General features: G+C 56.3%; 15 protein-coding genes and 1 tRNA gene. 6 read left to right on the plus strand and 10 right to left on the minus strand.

All coding sequences use genetic code 11. The features are described 5' to 3' along the window. Positions 1-9: 9 nt before the first annotated feature. From AQ611_RS21630 to AQ611_RS21640, 3 genes are read right to left on the minus strand one after another with little or no spacing between them, the layout of a single operon-like run. Positions 10-807 (minus strand): SDR family NAD(P)-dependent oxidoreductase, encoded by a 798-nt coding sequence (locus tag AQ611_RS21630; RefSeq protein WP_069236452.1) that lies wholly within the window; start codon positions 805-807, stop codon positions 10-12. Beyond that, positions 800-1573, minus strand: a complete 774-nt coding sequence (locus AQ611_RS21635) for a HalD/BesD family halogenase (protein ID WP_231936040.1) — start codon at positions 1571-1573, stop codon at positions 800-802. Before AQ611_RS21635 ends, AQ611_RS21630 begins: the two co-directional genes overlap by 8 nt. Positions 1574-1591: 18 nt before the next feature. Next, complete coding sequence (locus AQ611_RS21640) at positions 1592-2383, minus strand: DUF3050 domain-containing protein (protein WP_069236012.1); 792 nt, start codon at positions 2381-2383, stop codon at positions 1592-1594. A 308-nt stretch (positions 2384-2691) separates the two neighbouring features. On the opposite strand from AQ611_RS21640, the gene AQ611_RS25875 reads away from it, so the two are divergent. Then, positions 2692-2859 (plus strand): hypothetical protein, encoded by a 168-nt coding sequence (locus tag AQ611_RS25875; protein ID WP_156789237.1) that lies wholly within the window; start codon positions 2692-2694, stop codon positions 2857-2859. 820 nt (positions 2860-3679) lie between these two features. On the opposite strand, the gene AQ611_RS21645 is transcribed toward AQ611_RS25875, so the two are convergent. Beyond that, on the minus strand, positions 3680-5095 hold the full coding sequence (locus AQ611_RS21645) for an APC family permease (RefSeq protein ID WP_069236013.1): 1416 nt from the start codon (positions 5093-5095) through the stop codon (positions 3680-3682). 1119 nt (positions 5096-6214) lie between these two features. Here AQ611_RS21645 and AQ611_RS21650 point away from each other — a divergent pair. Together AQ611_RS21650 and AQ611_RS21655 are read left to right on the plus strand one after the other, a co-directional pair. Then, positions 6215-6928 (plus strand): autoinducer binding domain-containing protein, encoded by a 714-nt coding sequence (locus AQ611_RS21650; protein WP_069236453.1) that lies wholly within the window; start codon positions 6215-6217, stop codon positions 6926-6928. A gap of 40 nt (positions 6929-6968) precedes the next feature. Next, positions 6969-7160: a hypothetical protein gene (locus AQ611_RS21655; RefSeq protein ID WP_069236014.1), complete on the plus strand. Its 192-nt coding sequence runs from the start codon at positions 6969-6971 to the stop codon at positions 7158-7160. A gap of 86 nt (positions 7161-7246) precedes the next feature. Here AQ611_RS21655 and AQ611_RS21660 read toward each other — a convergent pair. Together AQ611_RS21660 and AQ611_RS21665 are read right to left on the minus strand one after the other, a co-directional pair. Beyond that, positions 7247-7331: transfer RNA gene (locus tag AQ611_RS21660), tRNA-Leu, on the minus strand. Positions 7332-7681: 350 nt separating this feature from the next. Further along, a complete protein-coding gene (locus AQ611_RS21665; RefSeq protein WP_146011785.1) occupies positions 7682-8560 on the minus strand; it encodes a lysyl endopeptidase in 879 nt (292 codons plus the stop codon). A 507-nt stretch (positions 8561-9067) separates the two neighbouring features. Between AQ611_RS21665 and AQ611_RS21670 the strand changes: the two genes are divergently transcribed. Continuing rightward, on the plus strand, positions 9068-11494 hold the full coding sequence (locus AQ611_RS21670) for a GH92 family glycosyl hydrolase (protein WP_069236016.1): 2427 nt from the start codon (positions 9068-9070) through the stop codon (positions 11492-11494). A gap of 50 nt (positions 11495-11544) precedes the next feature. Here the strand turns inward: AQ611_RS21670 and gcvA are convergent, their stop codons facing one another. Further along, positions 11545-12477 (minus strand): transcriptional regulator GcvA, encoded by a 933-nt coding sequence (gene gcvA, locus AQ611_RS21675; protein ID WP_069236017.1) that lies wholly within the window; start codon positions 12475-12477, stop codon positions 11545-11547. A gap of 129 nt (positions 12478-12606) precedes the next feature. On the opposite strand from gcvA, the gene AQ611_RS21680 reads away from it, so the two are divergent. Continuing rightward, on the plus strand, positions 12607-13311 hold the full coding sequence (locus AQ611_RS21680; protein ID WP_069236018.1) for an SDR family oxidoreductase: 705 nt from the start codon (positions 12607-12609) through the stop codon (positions 13309-13311). A 438-nt stretch (positions 13312-13749) separates the two neighbouring features. Beyond that, complete coding sequence (locus AQ611_RS21685) at positions 13750-14190, plus strand: cupin domain-containing protein (protein WP_069236019.1); 441 nt, start codon at positions 13750-13752, stop codon at positions 14188-14190. Positions 14191-14334: 144 nt separating this feature from the next. On the opposite strand, the gene AQ611_RS21690 is transcribed toward AQ611_RS21685, so the two are convergent. From AQ611_RS21690 to AQ611_RS21700, 3 genes are all read right to left on the minus strand, one after another. Further along, the gene (locus AQ611_RS21690; RefSeq protein WP_059520242.1) at positions 14335-14865 is read right to left on the minus strand and encodes a VOC family protein; all 531 of its coding nucleotides are present in this window, start codon (positions 14863-14865) and stop codon (positions 14335-14337) included. A 99-nt stretch (positions 14866-14964) separates the two neighbouring features. Further along, on the minus strand, positions 14965-16260 hold the full coding sequence (locus tag AQ611_RS21695) for a metal-dependent hydrolase family protein (protein WP_069236020.1): 1296 nt from the start codon (positions 16258-16260) through the stop codon (positions 14965-14967). Between the two features lie 114 nt (positions 16261-16374). Further along, positions 16375-17133, minus strand: a complete 759-nt coding sequence (locus tag AQ611_RS21700) for an alpha/beta fold hydrolase (RefSeq protein ID WP_180978137.1) — start codon at positions 17131-17133, stop codon at positions 16375-16377. Positions 17134-17184: the final 51 nt, after the last annotated feature.

Consider the following 17184-nt stretch of genomic DNA (forward strand, 5'->3'; position numbering starts at 1 on the left):
CCAACTTCGTCACATCGAACCTGCGAGCCCACCACCGTCGACGACGAGCGCCACTCCAGTGATAAACGACGCATCCGCGGAAGCGAGATACACGATCGAAGCCGCGATCTCGTCTGGTTGACCGACACGGCCGAGTGGCCGGCTCGCTGCCTGCTCTATAAGGGCGTGCTTTTTCAATCCCAGCTGCCGGGCCTCTTCGAGAAGCAGCGGCGTGTCGATGTCACCGGGGCAAACACAACTGACCTTGATGCCCTCCGGGCCGTGATCGATCGCCATTGCCTTGGTCAGGAGCACCACTCCTCCTTTCGATGCGCAGTAGGCCGCCGCCTTCGCTCCACCCGCAAGCCCCCATCCGGACGCGACATTGACGATGCTGCCGCCACCGCCCCGGCACATCAATGGCACGGCATACTTACTCATCAAAAACACCGAACGCAGATTGACGTCCAACACGCGGTCCCATTCGGCGACGGTGGTCTCCACCGCTGTCGCGCGGCGCACGACACCGGCTGAGTTGACGAGAATATCCAGCCGCGAGTACTGCTTTTCGATGAACTCGATAGCACGCCGGCACGCATTGTCGTCGGCTACGTCAGCTTCGAAACTCTCTGCCTCATAGCCGCGCGCGCGCAGAGCCGATGCAGTGCGATCGGCCGCGGCAATATTGATGTCGATGATCACAACCCGCGCGCCCTGCTCCGCGAAACGCCGGCTCGTCGCGCAACCGATGCCCGTCGCACCGCCCGTGACGACCGTCACTTGTCCATCAAAGCGTTCAGCGCCTCGGAGAACAGAAGAATCAAACATGAACTTCCTCACCATACAGGAGTGTGGCCGTATTACCGTACCGTCGATCCGGGCGATCATCGAATGCCATGTTTAACGCGCTTCGCGACGCATGGCTGACGATCGGCGTAACACGATGCAAGTTCTCGGCCGCATTCAACAGAAAGCAGTCGTCAGCAGCATGATGAAGCCGCCGCAGCTCTCCGCTCGTACGCGCAAGCTCGACCGCACTCTCGAGATTCTTCTCGGGGTGTAAACCATGCCGTTCGCAAAACGCAACCCAGTTCGCGACGTATTCGAACATTCCACCATCGTCTGGCGGCGGCGCGGCTAACACGACAATCAACGCGAACTGTGGATCGTCTAGATGCCAGCCATGCGTGTCGTCTTCGTGCTGCAAAAAATTCGCGACAATAAACTCGTCGGGATGTGTGACGGAATAAAGCTTTTTTCCCGTAATCTCCGAAAGAACCGACCAAAGACTATGGTTCGCATATACCATCGCCAGTGGAAAACATTCTTCGAGGATCCTTGCACCTCCGACAACGGATAAACGGCGCGGCGTTTCATACCCGGGCATCACGAAATTCTTTCGGCAGCTCAGCGATTCGATTTTTTGAAGCTGCCCCGTGATCAGGTCTCGAATCGGCGCAACGAAGAAATTCGGCAGCTTCACGTATCCCGTAGATACAAAATCTTCGTGCAGGCATCGCGTGTAGTAATCACTCAAGTATTCATCGGAAACGATTTTTCCGGATAAGAGAGTGAACAGGTCATTGTTTGTCATTTGGGAAATGGCGGGTCGTTACATCGGCAGCAAAACCTGCTGGATGGTTTGCAAATGGGTCGACAGGGCATCCCAGAGTGCAATTCGCTGCTCGATTGCCTCCAGCGCAGCGGATTTAAGTTCGGCCATCTGCACCGGATCGCCCTTCACGACTTCATAGATGATTGCCTTCACTGCCGGCCCATGATTCTCGCCGTCAAGCTCAATATGACGGTCCAGGTAATAGCGAAACATCGGCGCGTCGTCTGGAGCAAGCGCCCAGCTGTTCAGCAGCGAACGAAACATTTGAGGGATGGCGTCTTCCCGGCCATAGAAAAAATTGCCAAGAACCTGATGGATCTTGCCCATCTCCGCGACACGCATCGTCGCGGTGACAAATTGCCGGATCGGCGGCGGCGCCGATACCTCGACCAGCGCCGTGGATGTCGGTACGCCATTCTCAACGAGAGACACGAACTGGCGGATCTGCTGCGAATCCGCCGCCACTTCCTCCATCGCAGCCAGATAGAGGTCGTAGTGGCTCAAATGAACGCCACCGGGGATCTCATCCGTTTCCTCGCCAAGCACGATCTCATTGATCAGCCGCGCAGAACGATACGTGGAACGTGGCACCCAGGGTACGCGCGTGCAGGTAAAATCATTCTGCAAACGTTTAACTATTGACATGAAATCCCAAACCGCGAAAACATGCCATTCCATGAAAATTTTCAGTTGATTTATATTCCCAATCTGCGTAAACACACGATGATTCCTCATTTCGTTTATGCGATCAGAAAACTCAATCAAATCACCATCATATTCCTCTACCATGGTCCCCTCCACACTCTTTGAATAATTTTCCTTAAAAAAACACCTGACGGTTATCAGCTACCGCACAACGAAATCGAGAATGAAGCAACTAGCTGCGCGCTACCGAAATGACCTATTGAACGCATATTGCAAAACCATCTGCATAAGCAACAGATTTTTCGTGGAAAAATCAATCACCCAGGAATCTAATTCGCAATAGGCGAAAATATTATTTCAGCCGATATCGAACTCAAAGGGCAGCACTTATTTTCGCCAACAAACCGAGGACGTTGTTCGACGAATATTTGCATTCAACCTCGGAAGAGAGTATGAACTGGAAATTTGGCAAAATAATCGGCATTTCAAACATCATGCCTATCGGAGGCACACCGAGTTTCGCACTACCGATTCACACGCCTCGCCATGCCCTTCAATTAGAAAATATTGCACCGCAAAATATATTGATCATAAAAAACAGCAATCCCCATAAACCCTGATAGTGCGTAGATACCGGACAACCTTGGGCACACGATAAAACATCGCCCAACAAATTCACCAGTTGCAAACGATGAGCATGAGAGCCCTTAAATCCGAAGTGAGATTATGTAAGCAACTTCATAATACTTGCCCAGCCCACCACTTTTTCTCTTTGGCACGCAACGCCATTATCACCGCGACACATCGGAAATATTGCATGGGCTTACCATTATTAGATACGATATTTCCATGCTCAATAAACTGCCTGGTTACGGAGGTCAATCAGCAAAAAATCAAATTTGCCAAATCAACAAGCCACAACAAGATAAGCTGACATTTCCATGTAAATACCTACTGCGCCAGCCCGATAGAACCCAGGCGATAAACACATACAATTCAGAACAAACAATTCTCACAAAAATTTTCCAGTTATTTTCTTCGGTCACCGAATAATAAAATCAAACCAACCGCACTGAAAGCAAAATGCTTCAATAATAAAACGGAGATAAGGTATAACATTTCATGCACCATCAATTCAGTACACGCTCGGCGACACACCAAGAAAAAGGAAATGATTCCGCGCGGCCATTCGATGCGTATGCAATTTACACCAATTGATTAATTTACGTTAACCGCGAAATTGGAAGGATGTAAATATCTAGATTACTGTAACGCGCTCAATATCGCAAAATCAATGAAACCAATCTGATCATTAAAAATGCGTTACATCGGCAGCAAGGCGGGACCCATTGGGCGTGCGAAACCAAACTTAATATTGCGCGATGATCGCGATCATCGGCCACGATCATCGCGCGGTGAAGGATGGAAGAATTTATCGCATTAATCTTTAATGTCCACAGCTGCCTGCCCTGCTCCGCGCGACAACAAAGATCCCAGCACAAATAAGGTCAACGGGTACACAATCATCAAGCCGAACCCCTGCATCAGAAAAATCCAGCTCGCAACCGCGACGAGTGCGACGATTTTACTGCCGGCGCTTCTGGTATTTTTGAGAAATGCCAGAATCGCACCTCCATACAACAAAATAAACCCTTGCGTCGTCATCAGAAATGCATAACTGGTTTGTATTTTAAAATATTTCATTGCGAACATTATCACAATGTAAACCAGTAAAGCTACCAGCAAACTGATTGCAGGAATGCCTTTCGACGTCACATGAGCCAGAAATTTAGGCAAAACCCCCGCGCGAGCAGCCGACATATACGCACGAGATGCTCCGAAAACCCATGAATTCGCGTTAGCAGCAAGGATGACGACCATTAAAAGAATGACGAAGCGGCCAAATTTGGTGCTTGGAAGTAGCGATGCGACACCCGCCAATCCAGATACATCGATCCCACGCAGTGCGGATGCCGAAATAGTCGCTGCGAAAACGAGATAAATCAACGCAACAAAAACAAAACTCAGCCAATATATTCTAGGAATATTCCTGGATGGATTTTCTATTTCATCGAATCCAAACGTAAGATTCTCCCACCCCTGGAAAGCCCAAAATGCAATGGATGCAGAAAGCCACACACTCGAAACATGTATTTGAGCCAGATCGGCAACGGAAAGCGCACCAAAAGCTTCAGTCACATGCGTTGACGACGTAATTGTGATGTACCCGACGATACACAACACCAGCGCGACAGCTACTCGGTTCATCCAGCCTAATTTTTCTACGCCGGCCAGGTTGACCGCGGTCGTGGCAATGGCCAGGCCGACACCGCATGGAATAGCCCAGATCTTCGTATCGATGCCAAATAAACTCGCTAAGTAGCTTCCCCCCACCAAAAAAAACGCCGGCATGCCGACGGCCAAAGTGCCGCACGTCAATAACAAAATGCCGTTTTTCGACCAGGAACCGAATCCAATGCTGGCGTAGAGCGCAATACCTTCTGAAGATGGATATTTCCGGCCCAGAAAAGAAAAAATGTGAATAAGCGCGGGCATCAACAATATAATTAAAATCCACCCCGCAAGCGCTACCACTGGTCCGGTGGACTCGACAGCAAGCCCCGGCAGGCCGAATAAGCCGGACCCCACTACCATGGAAACCGCGATCGCCACACCGGAGAGGAATCCAATCTTTCTTATCAGCATATCGAAAATGTAGATGATTTTACGGGGAAAGATGCCGACTCGGATGGTCAAGCAATAGTGACTCGAGCCCTTGAAACGCGTTGGAGCGGAAATGTTGCCGTCGATGGTCGCTTCCCGGCATAAATCGGGCTTCCGTTCCGGCTCAGGCATCTCCTGGCTTTCATAACTCCGACGAAAATTGAACCCGATAATTGGCACTCTAGAAAGCTGCCCAAACGGGCAGTGCCGGGTCAGTGAACACTAACAGATCGAGGAAACCTCCGCGCCAACCATCAGAATGTGGAATGCGTCGTCAGCGTTCCCCGCCAAATTCTGTTGAGCGCGCTGGGCCGCCTGTTTGCGTCATATGAGCACATGAGTTGGTGTAATCGTCGCATCGCCATATAAGACGCGCGGCCGCTTTTCCGAGCAGACTACTACACCGCGTCGGATGGGCTGTGGCACACCGCGCAGAGATATGAGCGACGAATGTGCCAGCAAGCGCGGAATCGACTATCGATACGCGTCACGCCGCCGCCAACGCAGAAACCCCAAACCATCGCCCGCATTGCCGTGCAGACCCAATCAACTGCTGGATGATGAATAATGGCGAACGCCTGCATCGTTGACCATTGCAACCGAGAAGTCACGTTACTGGCACCCGAGTCTAGCTGATTCTGAATGATCATCTGGCTATATTACTCACGATAACCCACATCACCGCCGTTCCCATCAACGAGCATCCCGTTGCTGACATTGATTGCATCGATCGTGACATCGCACCAACCAACTGCCGCACATTAAACACGCAACGGACACTGACAGCCGGATGCGTGTCGTCATATGCGAGTCCATAGTAACCGACGCTCATAGCATCCCTCCCGCTCAAGGTCGCCCTACAGATACCGCGCTCACAGATACATATGCTGTTGACGCTCTAGCACGTAAAATATAGCCCGAGACACTCATAAATATCTATCACCCATTGCTTAATATGCCCATCCGCACATTGAAGATAAATTGCGCCATTTCTGAAACAGGGATAGATATTTTCTCAAGTCGTCCTTCATATTGTAGATGTAGAGTAACATCAATCTTTCATCATCCCAACATCATTGCCGTACTACATTCAAACCCAACCAACGTCGCTCCTTTTCTTTCAAAGATCAATTTAAATATGCGTTTAAATAAATATGGGAATACATTTCAAAAAAATTTAAACGCTTTAATGCGGTGGCAATGCCAACAATACCCCTTTTTGAGCACAATTAGCCGATGAAGGTATACAGAATGAGTGGATGGAGAGAAGCCTATTTAGATTCGTTCGCCACCGCGACGTCTGGTGCCGGCGTTTTCCAATCGCTGGCCGCCTCGGTTCGGGAGCTGGGATTCGAGCACTGCGCATTCGGCGCCCGCGTGTCGCTCCCCGTTTCCGAACCGCAATTTTCCCTTCAGTCGAACTATCCAGACGCATGGGTGGAACGCTATATCCGTCACAACTACTTTGCGATCGATCCGACGGTTAAATACAGCCTGACACAGTCGCTACCGCTGAGCTGGCAAGCAGATAATCAAACGCAGAGCGCGGAATTTTGGGAGGAGGCGGCCGATTATGGCTTGCGCTACGGTTGGTGCATGCCCGTTGGGGGACGAGCGGGAATGATTGGACTCGTAACTATGGTGCGCTCCAGTGAACCCATCACGGAACGCGAACTCATTGGCCGGGGATATCAGATGTCGTGGCTTGTGAGTGCAGCCAACGCTGCAATGAGCCAGTATCTTCTCAAAGAATTAGCCGCAGAATACGCCGTGGAACTCACCGCCCGAGAACGCGAAACATTGAAATGGTCTGCATGCGGAAAAACTTACTTTGAAATCGGTAAAATCATGCGCATAGATGAGCGCACCGTCAAGTTTCATTTGGTCAATACAATGCGCAAGCTCAATGCATCAAATAAAACCGAAGCGGCAGTAAAAGCAGCGATGCTGGGTTTGTTGTTCTAATTGGCATCATTACGCAGCCGGGAAACTGAGCACATGTAATGTGGCCATCAAGCGATGGCAAGTCCGCGCGCTGGTCGAAACCGCGCGGCTCAAAAGCGACCGGAGGCCATTTCACATGCTATCCGACGGAAATCAATGGTCCGGTGGCTGGCGATTCGGCGATCATGAAATGGATAAGTATCAGGCGCGTATCGAAGCCATTGCGGCAACAAAGATCACGCCGGCGGCGTGAGTGCTCGAAACAGGCTGGCAGCCTCTTCGATAAGCCTGCCCGCCTCCCACCCAACTACGCCAAAAGGCGCGCCGGGAAAGGATGTTTGGTGCCCAGGTCGGGACTCGAACCCGAACGCCTCTCGGCGCTACCCCCTCAAGATAGTGCGTCTACCAATTCCGCCACCTGGGCAAGGGGCGTCATTGTAGCGGCTCGTTGAGCTTTTGTGAATACCGGCCCGCTCGACGCGATGGAGTCCATGCAAGGCCGCTCGGCAAGCAAGCATCCTCGATATTCGGGTTGCCAATGCACGCCCGTTGGCGCATGTACATGCGAATGCCGCATACGAATCGCTCGCGCCGAAAACGCATTCCGTCCATTCGAAGTGGGCGCGATCGGACGGATATGATCAGGCATCGATCAAGCGATAATCGAAACGCCGCCATCGTCTTGTGCAATTCATCGGTACAGAAGCGAAGCGGATTTCGATTCCCACTGGAGCCCGCCGAGCACGAACCGGCCCGCCTCCGGCCCCGACTTGCTCATTTGCCTGCGAGCCCGGCGCTGAAAGCGCTCATATAGGCCGACGCTGTGCTGACGCCCCCATAGTTTTTCCCCGCGATATCGTCATACAGCCAAAGGAACGCACCAACGATCCCGCATTGTTTCTTCCACGCGCTCATCACACTTTGAGCCTGCGGCGGCGAGTCATCCCAATCCGCGACACCCGGAAACACCGGAACGCCGCCGAAATTCCAGCCACTGCACGGGGTATTCAGCGCCCCGCCCGCATAAGTTTGCAGATGAACGCCATCGACCGTTCCCGGTCTTTGCGCATTGATCTGCGATACCACCGAAGTCCAATAAGACGCGTTCGTATAGGGATCGGGCATCACGTGGTAACCCAGGCTGCCCAGCATGACGCCGAATTGGACGGTCGTTGCGGCGTCGTAGCTGTTCTCGTCATCGAAGTCGATCGCGTCGACCGAGGGCAGTGCCTGCTTGATTGCCAAGAAGTCCTTATAGAGGATGCTGGAGGGTCCCGTTCCTTGCGACTGCACGAGAGCCTTGATGTTCTGCCAGTCGCCGACATTGGACGAACCGATGCTGAACGTGATGCGCTTGACGGTGCCCTGCTTCAACGCTGCCAGGTTGTTCGCGAAATTCGGATAGGTAGCGTTGCCGACGTACACTCCGTTCTTCACCAGCGGAAACTCGCCGTTGAAATTCAGATCGCCGGCCGAACTGACCGCGATGTTCCAGACGACGATCTCGGTCGCGCCAGACGCCGCCAGTTCGCTGATGTTGTTGGACGTATTCTTATAGATCGGGCCGCCGCCGAACAGCGTCGTATAGCCTGTCGCGCCAGCCAGCGCCGTCAGCGAAAACGTCAGGCCTCCCAACAATGACAGCGTGCCCACCCAGTGCGAGCGCGCGCGGGTTCGTGCCGGAAACTGCAGCTTGCGGATCAGGTTTCCCATTGAATACCTCGTCTACTTGAATTCGTGAAAGTTTCCGCGCCCCGATTTATCGGCGCGCCGCCGTCATTGCCGGATGCTTTCAACCAATAGTCGGTCTTTTAATACATCGAATATTGATAAGACATATTATTTGAAATAGCCCGGCAAACAACCTGCGTAGCCCTGCATCGATCAGTTTAGCCGCGGCTTCCGCCTGTTTCGTACCCAAGCGAACATTGGCACACCATTCTCATTCATATAAACAAAGTAACTTTCATCTAAAACCACAAGCTGCCTCGGCGAACGATTATTATTGATTGCCGCGCGCCGAATCCTTTTAAAGGGACCGTACATCCGGCCGCTCGTTTCAGAAATCTTTTGTTTATCTCAATTCAATAAACCCCATAAACATCGATACGGCGCCGAACAGGACCGGCCGATCCGGAACAAAATCAAACGGAGACGAAAATGCGAAGAAGCGGGAAGCTGACGGGTGCGATGCTGATGCTCTACACGGCACTGACATCGTATGGCGGCCATGCGCTTGCGTTCGACGGCGCACGGCTCGCGCCGCTCGCCCAACCGATAGCCGTCGCGCCGAATGGTCCGATGGATTCGGGCGGCGCGGCCTCCGAGCGAAACGCAGATCTCGCACTCACGCCATACGTGAACCCATTGATCGGCACGGACTATGCGACGCACCGCCCTGCCGATCCGGTCGGCTCGGGGCTTGGCGGCGGCACGTTCCCCGGCGCGACGCTGCCGTTCGGGATGATTCAATGGAGCCCGATGACGCCGACCGCGCAATACGACGCGTCGGTAGGCGACGGCTCCGGATTCTCGGGCGGCTACTGGTATGGCGACACGTCGATCAACGCATTCAGCATCCTGCATCTGAGCGGCACCGGCTGCTGGGCAAACGGCGGCTACCTGAACGTGATGCCGACGCTCTCCCCCGGCGCGCGCACCCAGACAAGCTTCAGTCACGCGAATGAGACCGCGCGGGCCGGCTATTACGCCGTGACACTCAACAACGGCATCAAGGCGGAATTGACGGCAACGCTGCGCACCGGCTACGCGCGCTTCAACTATCCGGCGCTCGCACAGGGCCAGCAAGCGAGCATCTCGATCGATCCGACCGTGCTCAACAACCGCGCGCAGGGTTCGACGAGCGACACGATCCAGCAAATCGGCGATCGTGCGCTCTCGGGCCGAATCGCGGGCGGCGGCTTCTGCTGGGCGGGGCATAGCGTGCCAGTCTATTACTACGCAAAGTTCAGCCGGCCGTTCGCGGCAAAGCCGGTGCTCGCCGCCAATCGGCCCGTCTCGGTGACATTCGCGCTCGACGCAAAACAACCGGCCGTGTTGATGAAGCTCGGCATCTCGTTCGTCAGCGAGGCAAACGCAAAGGCTAATCTGGACGCCGAAAACCCCGACACCGATGCCGCCGGCCGGGCAAACTGGAACTTCGATCAAGTGCGCGCGGCCGCCGACGCTGCATGGAATGCACGTTTGAACGCGATTCAGGTAACAGGCGGCAGCGATGCGGACAAGACCAAGTTCTACACGGCGCTCTATCACGCATCGCTGCACCCGAACGTTTTCAACGATGTCAACGGCCAGTATCCCGACTTTCTCACGTCCGGCGCGACGCCGAAAACGAAGCAGGTCGTGCGCGGCCGCACGATGTACGCGAACTTCTCGGGCTGGGACATCGACCGCTCGTTCATGCAACTACAGGCGTTACTCGATCCGGTACGAACGAGCGACATCGTGCAGTCGCTCGTTCTGGACGCGCAAACTTGCGGTGCATTCCCGCGCTGGGCGTACTTCAACACGGAAACCGCAGTCATGCCCGGCGACGCCGGGTCGCTGCTCGTCGCGAATGCACACGCGTTCGGCGCAACGAATTTCGATACGCAGGCCGCCCTCGCGATCATGAAGAACAGCACGGCGCCGGGCGCGGCCTGCGCCGGCTCCCCGGTGATGGGCGGCCGCGCCGACTTCGATCGCCTCGGCTACGTGCCGTCGACAAGCGCGGACGACAACCAAAGCGCGTCGAATACGCTAGAGTACGCACTACGCGACTTCGCCGTATCGCGCTTTGCAATGACCCTCGGCGACACGGCCACAGCCGCCACCCTGCTGAAATCGAGCGGCAATTGGAAAAATCTGCTCAACCAGGGCGCCATTCATCCGAAGACGCCGACTGGCGCATGGGTGGCAAACGGCGGCTTCATGGAGGGCAATTCCGAACAGTACACATGGTATGTGCCGCAGAATTTCGGTGAATTGCTCAGCCGGATCGGCGATACGCGCACGGTCGTCAAGCGGCTCGACGCATTTTTCACGAACCTGAACGTCGGTACCGAAAAACCCTTTTTCTACGTCGGCAACGAAGTGACGATGGCCGTGCCATGGGTATATGCGTGGGCCGGCGCGCCTACCCATACGCAGCGTGTGCTGCACGCGGCGCTCGGAACCCAGTTCGATACGAGCCCGGGCGGCCTGCCGGGCAACGACGATCTCGGCGCAATCTCGGGCTGGTACGTGTGGGCCTCGCTCGGCCTCTATCCAGTCGTGCCGGGCGTGAGCGGACTGGCGCTGTCGAGTCCGCAGTTCGAGAAAATCGACGTGCGCATCGGGCAGGCCAACGGCCGCTACCGGCTGTTGCGCATCGTCGCGCCTGGGGCCGGCTCGAGCAACACCGCAGCGTTCTATGTCCAATCGCTGCAATTGAACGGCGCAGCCTACTCGAGCGCGTGGCTGCCGCTCGCGGCAATTGCGCGCGGAGGCAAGCTGACTTTCACGATGACGGGCAATCCGGCTGCCGCAGCGTGGGGAACCGACGCCTCGGCATTGCCGTCGTTTCCGGATACTCACACGACGCCGTAAGCAAGCGGCAATGCGCGCCGGTGCCCCGGCGCGCGTTCGAGCCGCGCGGTTCACATGCGCAGCAAGCTCGCCCAGTGGCTTTGTTGGTCCTTGTCGCGCTGCGCGAACAACCACTCGCGCATCGCCCGAGCCGTGTCCGACGATTTGGATTCCTTCGGATATACCACGTAGAAACCCAGTGACAGCGGAAACGAAAAATCGCCAATCCGACGCAGCCGGCCCGCGGCAATATCGCCGCCCACCAACGGCTCGCTCGTCAACGCGACGCCTTGGCCCGCAATGGCGGCATCGATCGCCAGCGCCGACATGCTGAATCGCGGTCCCTTCGCGGGATCGATCTGATCGAGCAGATCCAGCGCGCCGAGAAATTCGGGCCATAGGTCGTGCGTGTCGTGCAGCAACACATGCTTGGCCAGATCCGACGGTGCGTGGACCGCGCGCGGACCATCGAGCAGCGACGGACTGCCGACCGCAAAGATATCGAGAGAAAAAAGCAGATCGCCGCTCACTGCGTTGCCGAACGGCGGTTTGCCAAGACGAATGGCAATATCCACACCGTCGCCCCTGAACGTGCTGAGTTTTTCGTCTGCCACCACGCGCACTTCGATGGCGGGATATGCTTCGCTGAACTGAGCCAGGCGCGGGATCAGCCATTTCGATGCAAACGAAGGCGTCGTGCTGACCGTCAGTGTCGACGGCCGGCGGTCGAGCGCGTCGGTTGCATCGGAGATGATGTGCAACGCACGCTGAATAGCGGAGAAATACGCGAGCCCTTCGTCCGTCAGCGCAAGTCCATGCGGCAGACGCTCGAAGAGCCTCAGCGTCAACGCCGCTTCGAGATGGCGCACCTGCTGCGCGACCGCGCCTTGCGTCACGCCGATCTCCTGCGCCGCCAGTCGAAAATTGAGATGGCGCGCCGCCGCCTCGAACGCGCGCAATGCGTTGAGCGGCGGCAGGCGCCGCCTTTTCAGTTCATCTTTCATACAGCAGAAAAACTACAGGCAATGATGAGAAATCATGGTTCGACAGAACCATTCTATCTCTCTAAAGTACCGTGAATAAAAGCAGATTTTTAGGCAGCAAAATATACGGCACGAATTCAGGAGAACAATATGACCGTAGAAAAAGTGGCACTCGTCACGGCAGCGGGTAAAGGCATGGGCGCGGCGATCGCAAAGGAACTGGCTTCGAACGGCTACCGGGTAGCACTGATGTCGCCGTCGGGCAGCGCCGAGAAGCTCGCCGCGGAATTCGGCGGCATCGGCATAGCCGGCTCGGTGACCGATACGGCCGACCTCGATCGCCTGGTCCATCTGACGCTCGAACGGTATGGCCGCATCGATGCTGTCGTCAACAATACCGGGCACCCGCCCAAGGGCGATCTGCTGTCGATCGACGACGAAAAATGGCACGCGGGCCTCGACCTCATCATTCTGAACGTCGTGCGTGTGCTGCGTCGCGTCACGCCGGTCTTCCAGGCTCAAGGCGGCGGCGCGATCGTCAACATCTCGAGCTTCGCGGCCGACGCTCCCGAGCAGGCGATGCCGGTTTCGTCCGCGCTTCGCGCCGCGTTGAGCGCATTCACGCGCTTATACGCCGAGCGTTATGCGAACGACAACATCCGCATCAATTCGGTTCTGCCCGGCTTCATCGACAGTTGGCCGCAAACGCCTGAGATCGTCGCGCGCATTCCGTTTGGCCGCTTCGGTAAAACGCAGGAGATCGCGAAGACGGTGGCGTTCCTGCTGTCGGATGGCGCGGGCTATATCACCGGCCAAAATATCCGGGTGGACGGCGGAATTGTCCGAGCGCTGTAAACGCGTTGTGCCCCGCGCCTGGTAAATCATACGCACTCCCGGATAAATACCGGACCACTATCACGCCACCACCCGCCAACCTACGCAGCGTCATTCAGGCGGTGCGCCGCAATGCCGCGCATCGAGGAGGCTTTTCCGGCAGGAAAAGCGCACCGCCGCCGCGAACGCGGCCGCCTGCCAATCTGGCGAGTGAATGCATGCCAGTACATTCCACCGCGTCGCGCCCATCCGATCTGATCATCTTTTGCAACGACTCTGCAATTCGCTACCAGAATTTGTTAATTCTCTACAAGTAGACAATTTTTTTCTTGCTGGTATGCGGCTCTGCCTTACAAAATAGCCATCGCCGATTCTTCACCAAGTACACGGCAGCCATTTTCCTGTATCGGGAACCGCGCTTTTCTCATCCTCGAATTCAACAGCTGCAAAGGTAGATCGATGTCCTCTCCCGCTTTCGAGTCCGTACGGTTGGACGACGTTGTGTTGCAACCCTCGCCCATCAATCCGGCCTGGATCATCGAGGGCAATCCCGTCGCCCGCTGCGGTCAATGGTCGTCCAGCCCTGATTCGACGACGACCATGTGGGTCTGGGATTGCACTGCGGGACGCTTCAATTGGTACTTCGAAGTCGACGAGACCATTCACGTGATCGAAGGCGAAGTGATCATTTCGTCACCGGGCCATGCCCCTCGCACGCTGCGCGCGGGCGACGCCGCATTGTTTCCCGCCGGCAGCCATTCCGAATGGTACGTACCCCGATACGTCCGCAAGCATGCGATTCTGCGCCCGCACATTTCCAAGCCGGCGCTTCTCGTCCATAAAGTAATTCGCAAGCTGAACAACACGCTAAGCGGCCGCAAGCCAGTAGCGGCGTTCTGATCGGCTGCGCAAAGCGCGGATATCGCATGCGCGCGCGGAAGCCCACTTGAGCCGCACCAGCCGGCACGTTCACGCGTGCGACGTCGATTTCGGTGGAACGCCCGCACGCGTCGTGCTCAGCAGGCGGTCGTTCCGACGCTTCGCTCACGTCGCGTCATTCGCGGACAACGCAATCTTCTCTTTCAACGCCAGATACTCGCGCGCATCGAAGAACCGCTCGCTGGCGTCGTAGCGGCGCGCGTCGGCAATGGGCACCGGCAAATCCGGCTCCGCTGCCTGATCGAAGGTCAGTTCGATCTTGATGCCGTTCGGATCATGAACGAACATCTGCCAGTTCGAGCCGCCGTTTTGGTTTTGCTCCCGCGCGCTGATTCCTAACTTTTCGAAATGCGCACGATAGTGCGTAAACCCGTGCGCGAGCAGCGAAATGTGATCGACCGCGCCTCGTTCGTTGTCCGTTGGAATCTCTCCGCGGCCGTCTGCCGCCGCATAGCCGGCATAAACATGAAGAATCGGCTGACCGATCGCGTTCGGCACGGCAAGCCAAGCGCCGGGGAATTTCAGCCCGGCCGGCCGAGGCACCTCTTTCAACCCGAGTGCACCCTTGTAGAAAAGAAGCGTGGCGTCGAGATCCGCCGTGCGGATCGCGCAATGAAAAATGCCGCCAATCATCATCGAAAATCCTCCTCCATGCGGATCGGCTAATACCGTCCACGTTCATCAAATATTTCGGATAACCATGCATTGGATCCGCACGTGCGCAAACACCATCGCTCACGCATAGGCCCGGCGGCCGCCGAGCGGCTCGATCCTTCCTGCGGCCGGCGCAGGCCGTTTGCAATACGCTCCATCCTTCATCACGATCTTGATGTTGTCACGATCCTGCAGCAACGTAATATCGTCGACGGGATTGCCGTCGACGACGAGCAAATCCGCGAGATAACCTTCCCGGATCAGCCCCAGATTCGCGATGCCCATGATTTCGCCGCCCCATTTCGTCGCGGCCATCAGCGCCTCGGCCGGCGTGAAGCCGAGTAGATTCACGAAGTGTTCGAGATCACGGGCATTCGTGCCGATCGGGTTCCACGCGAATCCGTAGTCTCCGCCCGGCAAAATGCGCAGGCCGCGCGCCTTCAAATCGCGGTAAACGCGCGGACATCGTTCGAGCATGTCGAATAACTCGTGGTCCTGCGCAAACTGCTGCGTGATGCCCCAAGGCTCGGCCTCGTAGGCGGCCGTATAGATCGCGCCGATCGCGGGTGCGAGAAAAACGCGGTCTTTTTGCGCTTCGAGCAGATCGAAGGTGTCGCCCTCGATGAAATCGCAGTGGTAAATCACGCGAAAGCCATATTTCAATGCCAACCTCACCGATTCGTCCGCGCGTGCATGGCAAGACAGCCACGCGCCTCGCATGTGCGCCTCCTCGGCCGCTGCGGCCACTTCCGCCTCGGTATACGACAGACGTTGGCCAAAACCGTGACGGCCATAGAATGGATCGCCCGAGATATTCACCTTGACCGTATCGACACCCTCGCGAATCAGCGTTCGAACGGTGCGGCGCACTTCGTCGACGCCGTCCGCGATCACTTCGAACCCCTGATGATGCATATGATATTGACGTTCGTCGCCCAGACCGCCAGTGGCGACCAGCTCCGGCGAAGCGGCGCGCATGCGCGGGCCCGGAAACCGTCCTGAGTCGATCGCATCGCGAATCGGCACCTCGAGCCGAAACTTCGCGGATGCGGCCGAATAAAGGCTGGTGAATCCGGAGTCGAGCATCAGTTTCACGTTCTCGAGCGTCAACAGCGTGTGCTCTTCGAGCGGAATTTGCCCAAGCTCGTTGAACTTCGCCATGTTGCTGTACGTCACGTGCGCATGCGCTTCGACGAGCCCCGGCATCAGCGTCATGCCTTGTCCGTCGATGATGTCGTAGTGCGACTCGCGCGTGATGCTGTGCGCCCCGCGCCCCACGCTTCGGATGAGGCTTCCTTCGACCAACACCTCGCCCTCGAAACAGGGCGCGCCAGTACCATCGAAAATCTTCAACTGCGTGAACAATTGTGGCTTCATTTGCCTCTCTCACGATGAACGCCGGAATACAACCCTTCAGTCGCGACATTGCCCTCGAGCGGTGCGGGCTTCGATCTGGACGCGGCGATGTTCGCGTGCCGCCGCCACTGACACTCAGTCGGCGACACGCAATAGAAATTCGCGCAGCAAGCCGCTAATCTCGCCCGCTTTCTCTATCGGTGTCCAGTGGCCGCAGGCGGGCAGCTCCGCATACGTCGCGGCCAGAATCTTCTGCGCAATCGCCTTTGCAACCTCTGGCGGTGACGTCGCATCCTGATCGCCAGTCACAACCAGCGTGGGGCAACGCAGCGTCTCGATGGGCGCGGGCGACAGCGCGACGATCGCCTCGCAGGTTTGCGCATACGATTCGGGGTCCTGACGCATCACCAGTTCACGCACGAAGGCTGCGATTTCCGGACGATCGCGTCGGGTTTCCTTTGCAGTTCCCGACAGTACCGTCGTATCCGCCACTTCGGTCATTCCAGACAACCTTGCGCGTGCGGCACGCCCGAGCAAAGCTTGCTTGCCTGCGTCGGTGGGCACCTGAATCGGGCCGATCAACGCAATGCTCTTCACTCGCGGCCAATACCGCACCGCCAAATGCTGTACGACCACACTGCCCAGCGAATGACCGACGAAATGAGCTGTCTCGATACCCAGCCCGTCGATCAATTCGATCACGTCGCCCACCAGCGTATCGATCGATATCGCGATACCGGTGTCGCGCCGTTGTCTCGTCAGATCCGGCACGAGCACCCGGAAATCGGATTGCAACGCCGCCACCTGCGCGCCGAAAATATTCGCCGAGGCACCCAGGCCATGAATCAGAACCACCGGCACGCCGTGCCCTGTGTCGTCGTATCGCACCTTCATTCGCATTCCTTGATTATTCGTTGACCGATTCGAAAATCGGTTGAGAGCCGA

The sequence above is a fragment of the Burkholderia singularis genome, assembly GCF_001718875.1.
Classification (GTDB): Bacteria; Pseudomonadota; Gammaproteobacteria; order Burkholderiales; family Burkholderiaceae; genus Burkholderia; species Burkholderia singularis.

What these genes read in the sequence shown, in the direction of transcription:
- AQ611_RS21630 (WP_069236452.1), bottom strand. Translation starts at nt 807, where the DNA reads ATGTTTGATTCTTCTGTTCTCCGAGGCGCTGAACGCTTTGATGGACAA.
- AQ611_RS21635 (WP_231936040.1), bottom strand. Translation starts at nt 1,573, where the DNA reads ATGACAAACAATGACCTGTTCACTCTCTTATCCGGAAAAATCGTTTCC.
- AQ611_RS21640 (WP_069236012.1), bottom strand. Translation starts at nt 2,383, where the DNA reads ATGGTAGAGGAATATGATGGTGATTTGATTGAGTTTTCTGATCGCATA.
- AQ611_RS25875 (WP_156789237.1), top strand. Translation starts at nt 2,692, where the DNA reads ATGAACTGGAAATTTGGCAAAATAATCGGCATTTCAAACATCATGCCT.
- AQ611_RS21645 (WP_069236013.1), bottom strand. Translation starts at nt 5,095, where the DNA reads ATGCCTGAGCCGGAACGGAAGCCCGATTTATGCCGGGAAGCGACCATC.
- AQ611_RS21650 (WP_069236453.1), top strand. Translation starts at nt 6,215, where the DNA reads ATGAGTGGATGGAGAGAAGCCTATTTAGATTCGTTCGCCACCGCGACG.
- AQ611_RS21670 (WP_069236016.1), top strand. Translation starts at nt 9,068, where the DNA reads ATGCGAAGAAGCGGGAAGCTGACGGGTGCGATGCTGATGCTCTACACG.
- gcvA (WP_069236017.1), bottom strand. Translation starts at nt 12,477, where the DNA reads ATGAAAGATGAACTGAAAAGGCGGCGCCTGCCGCCGCTCAACGCATTG.
- AQ611_RS21680 (WP_069236018.1), top strand. Translation starts at nt 12,607, where the DNA reads ATGACCGTAGAAAAAGTGGCACTCGTCACGGCAGCGGGTAAAGGCATG.
- AQ611_RS21685 (WP_069236019.1), top strand. Translation starts at nt 13,750, where the DNA reads ATGTCCTCTCCCGCTTTCGAGTCCGTACGGTTGGACGACGTTGTGTTG.
- AQ611_RS21690 (WP_059520242.1), bottom strand. Translation starts at nt 14,865, where the DNA reads ATGATGATTGGCGGCATTTTTCATTGCGCGATCCGCACGGCGGATCTC.
- AQ611_RS21695 (WP_069236020.1), bottom strand. Translation starts at nt 16,260, where the DNA reads ATGAAGCCACAATTGTTCACGCAGTTGAAGATTTTCGATGGTACTGGC.
- AQ611_RS21700 (WP_180978137.1), bottom strand. Translation starts at nt 17,133, where the DNA reads ATGAAGGTGCGATACGACGACACAGGGCACGGCGTGCCGGTGGTTCTG.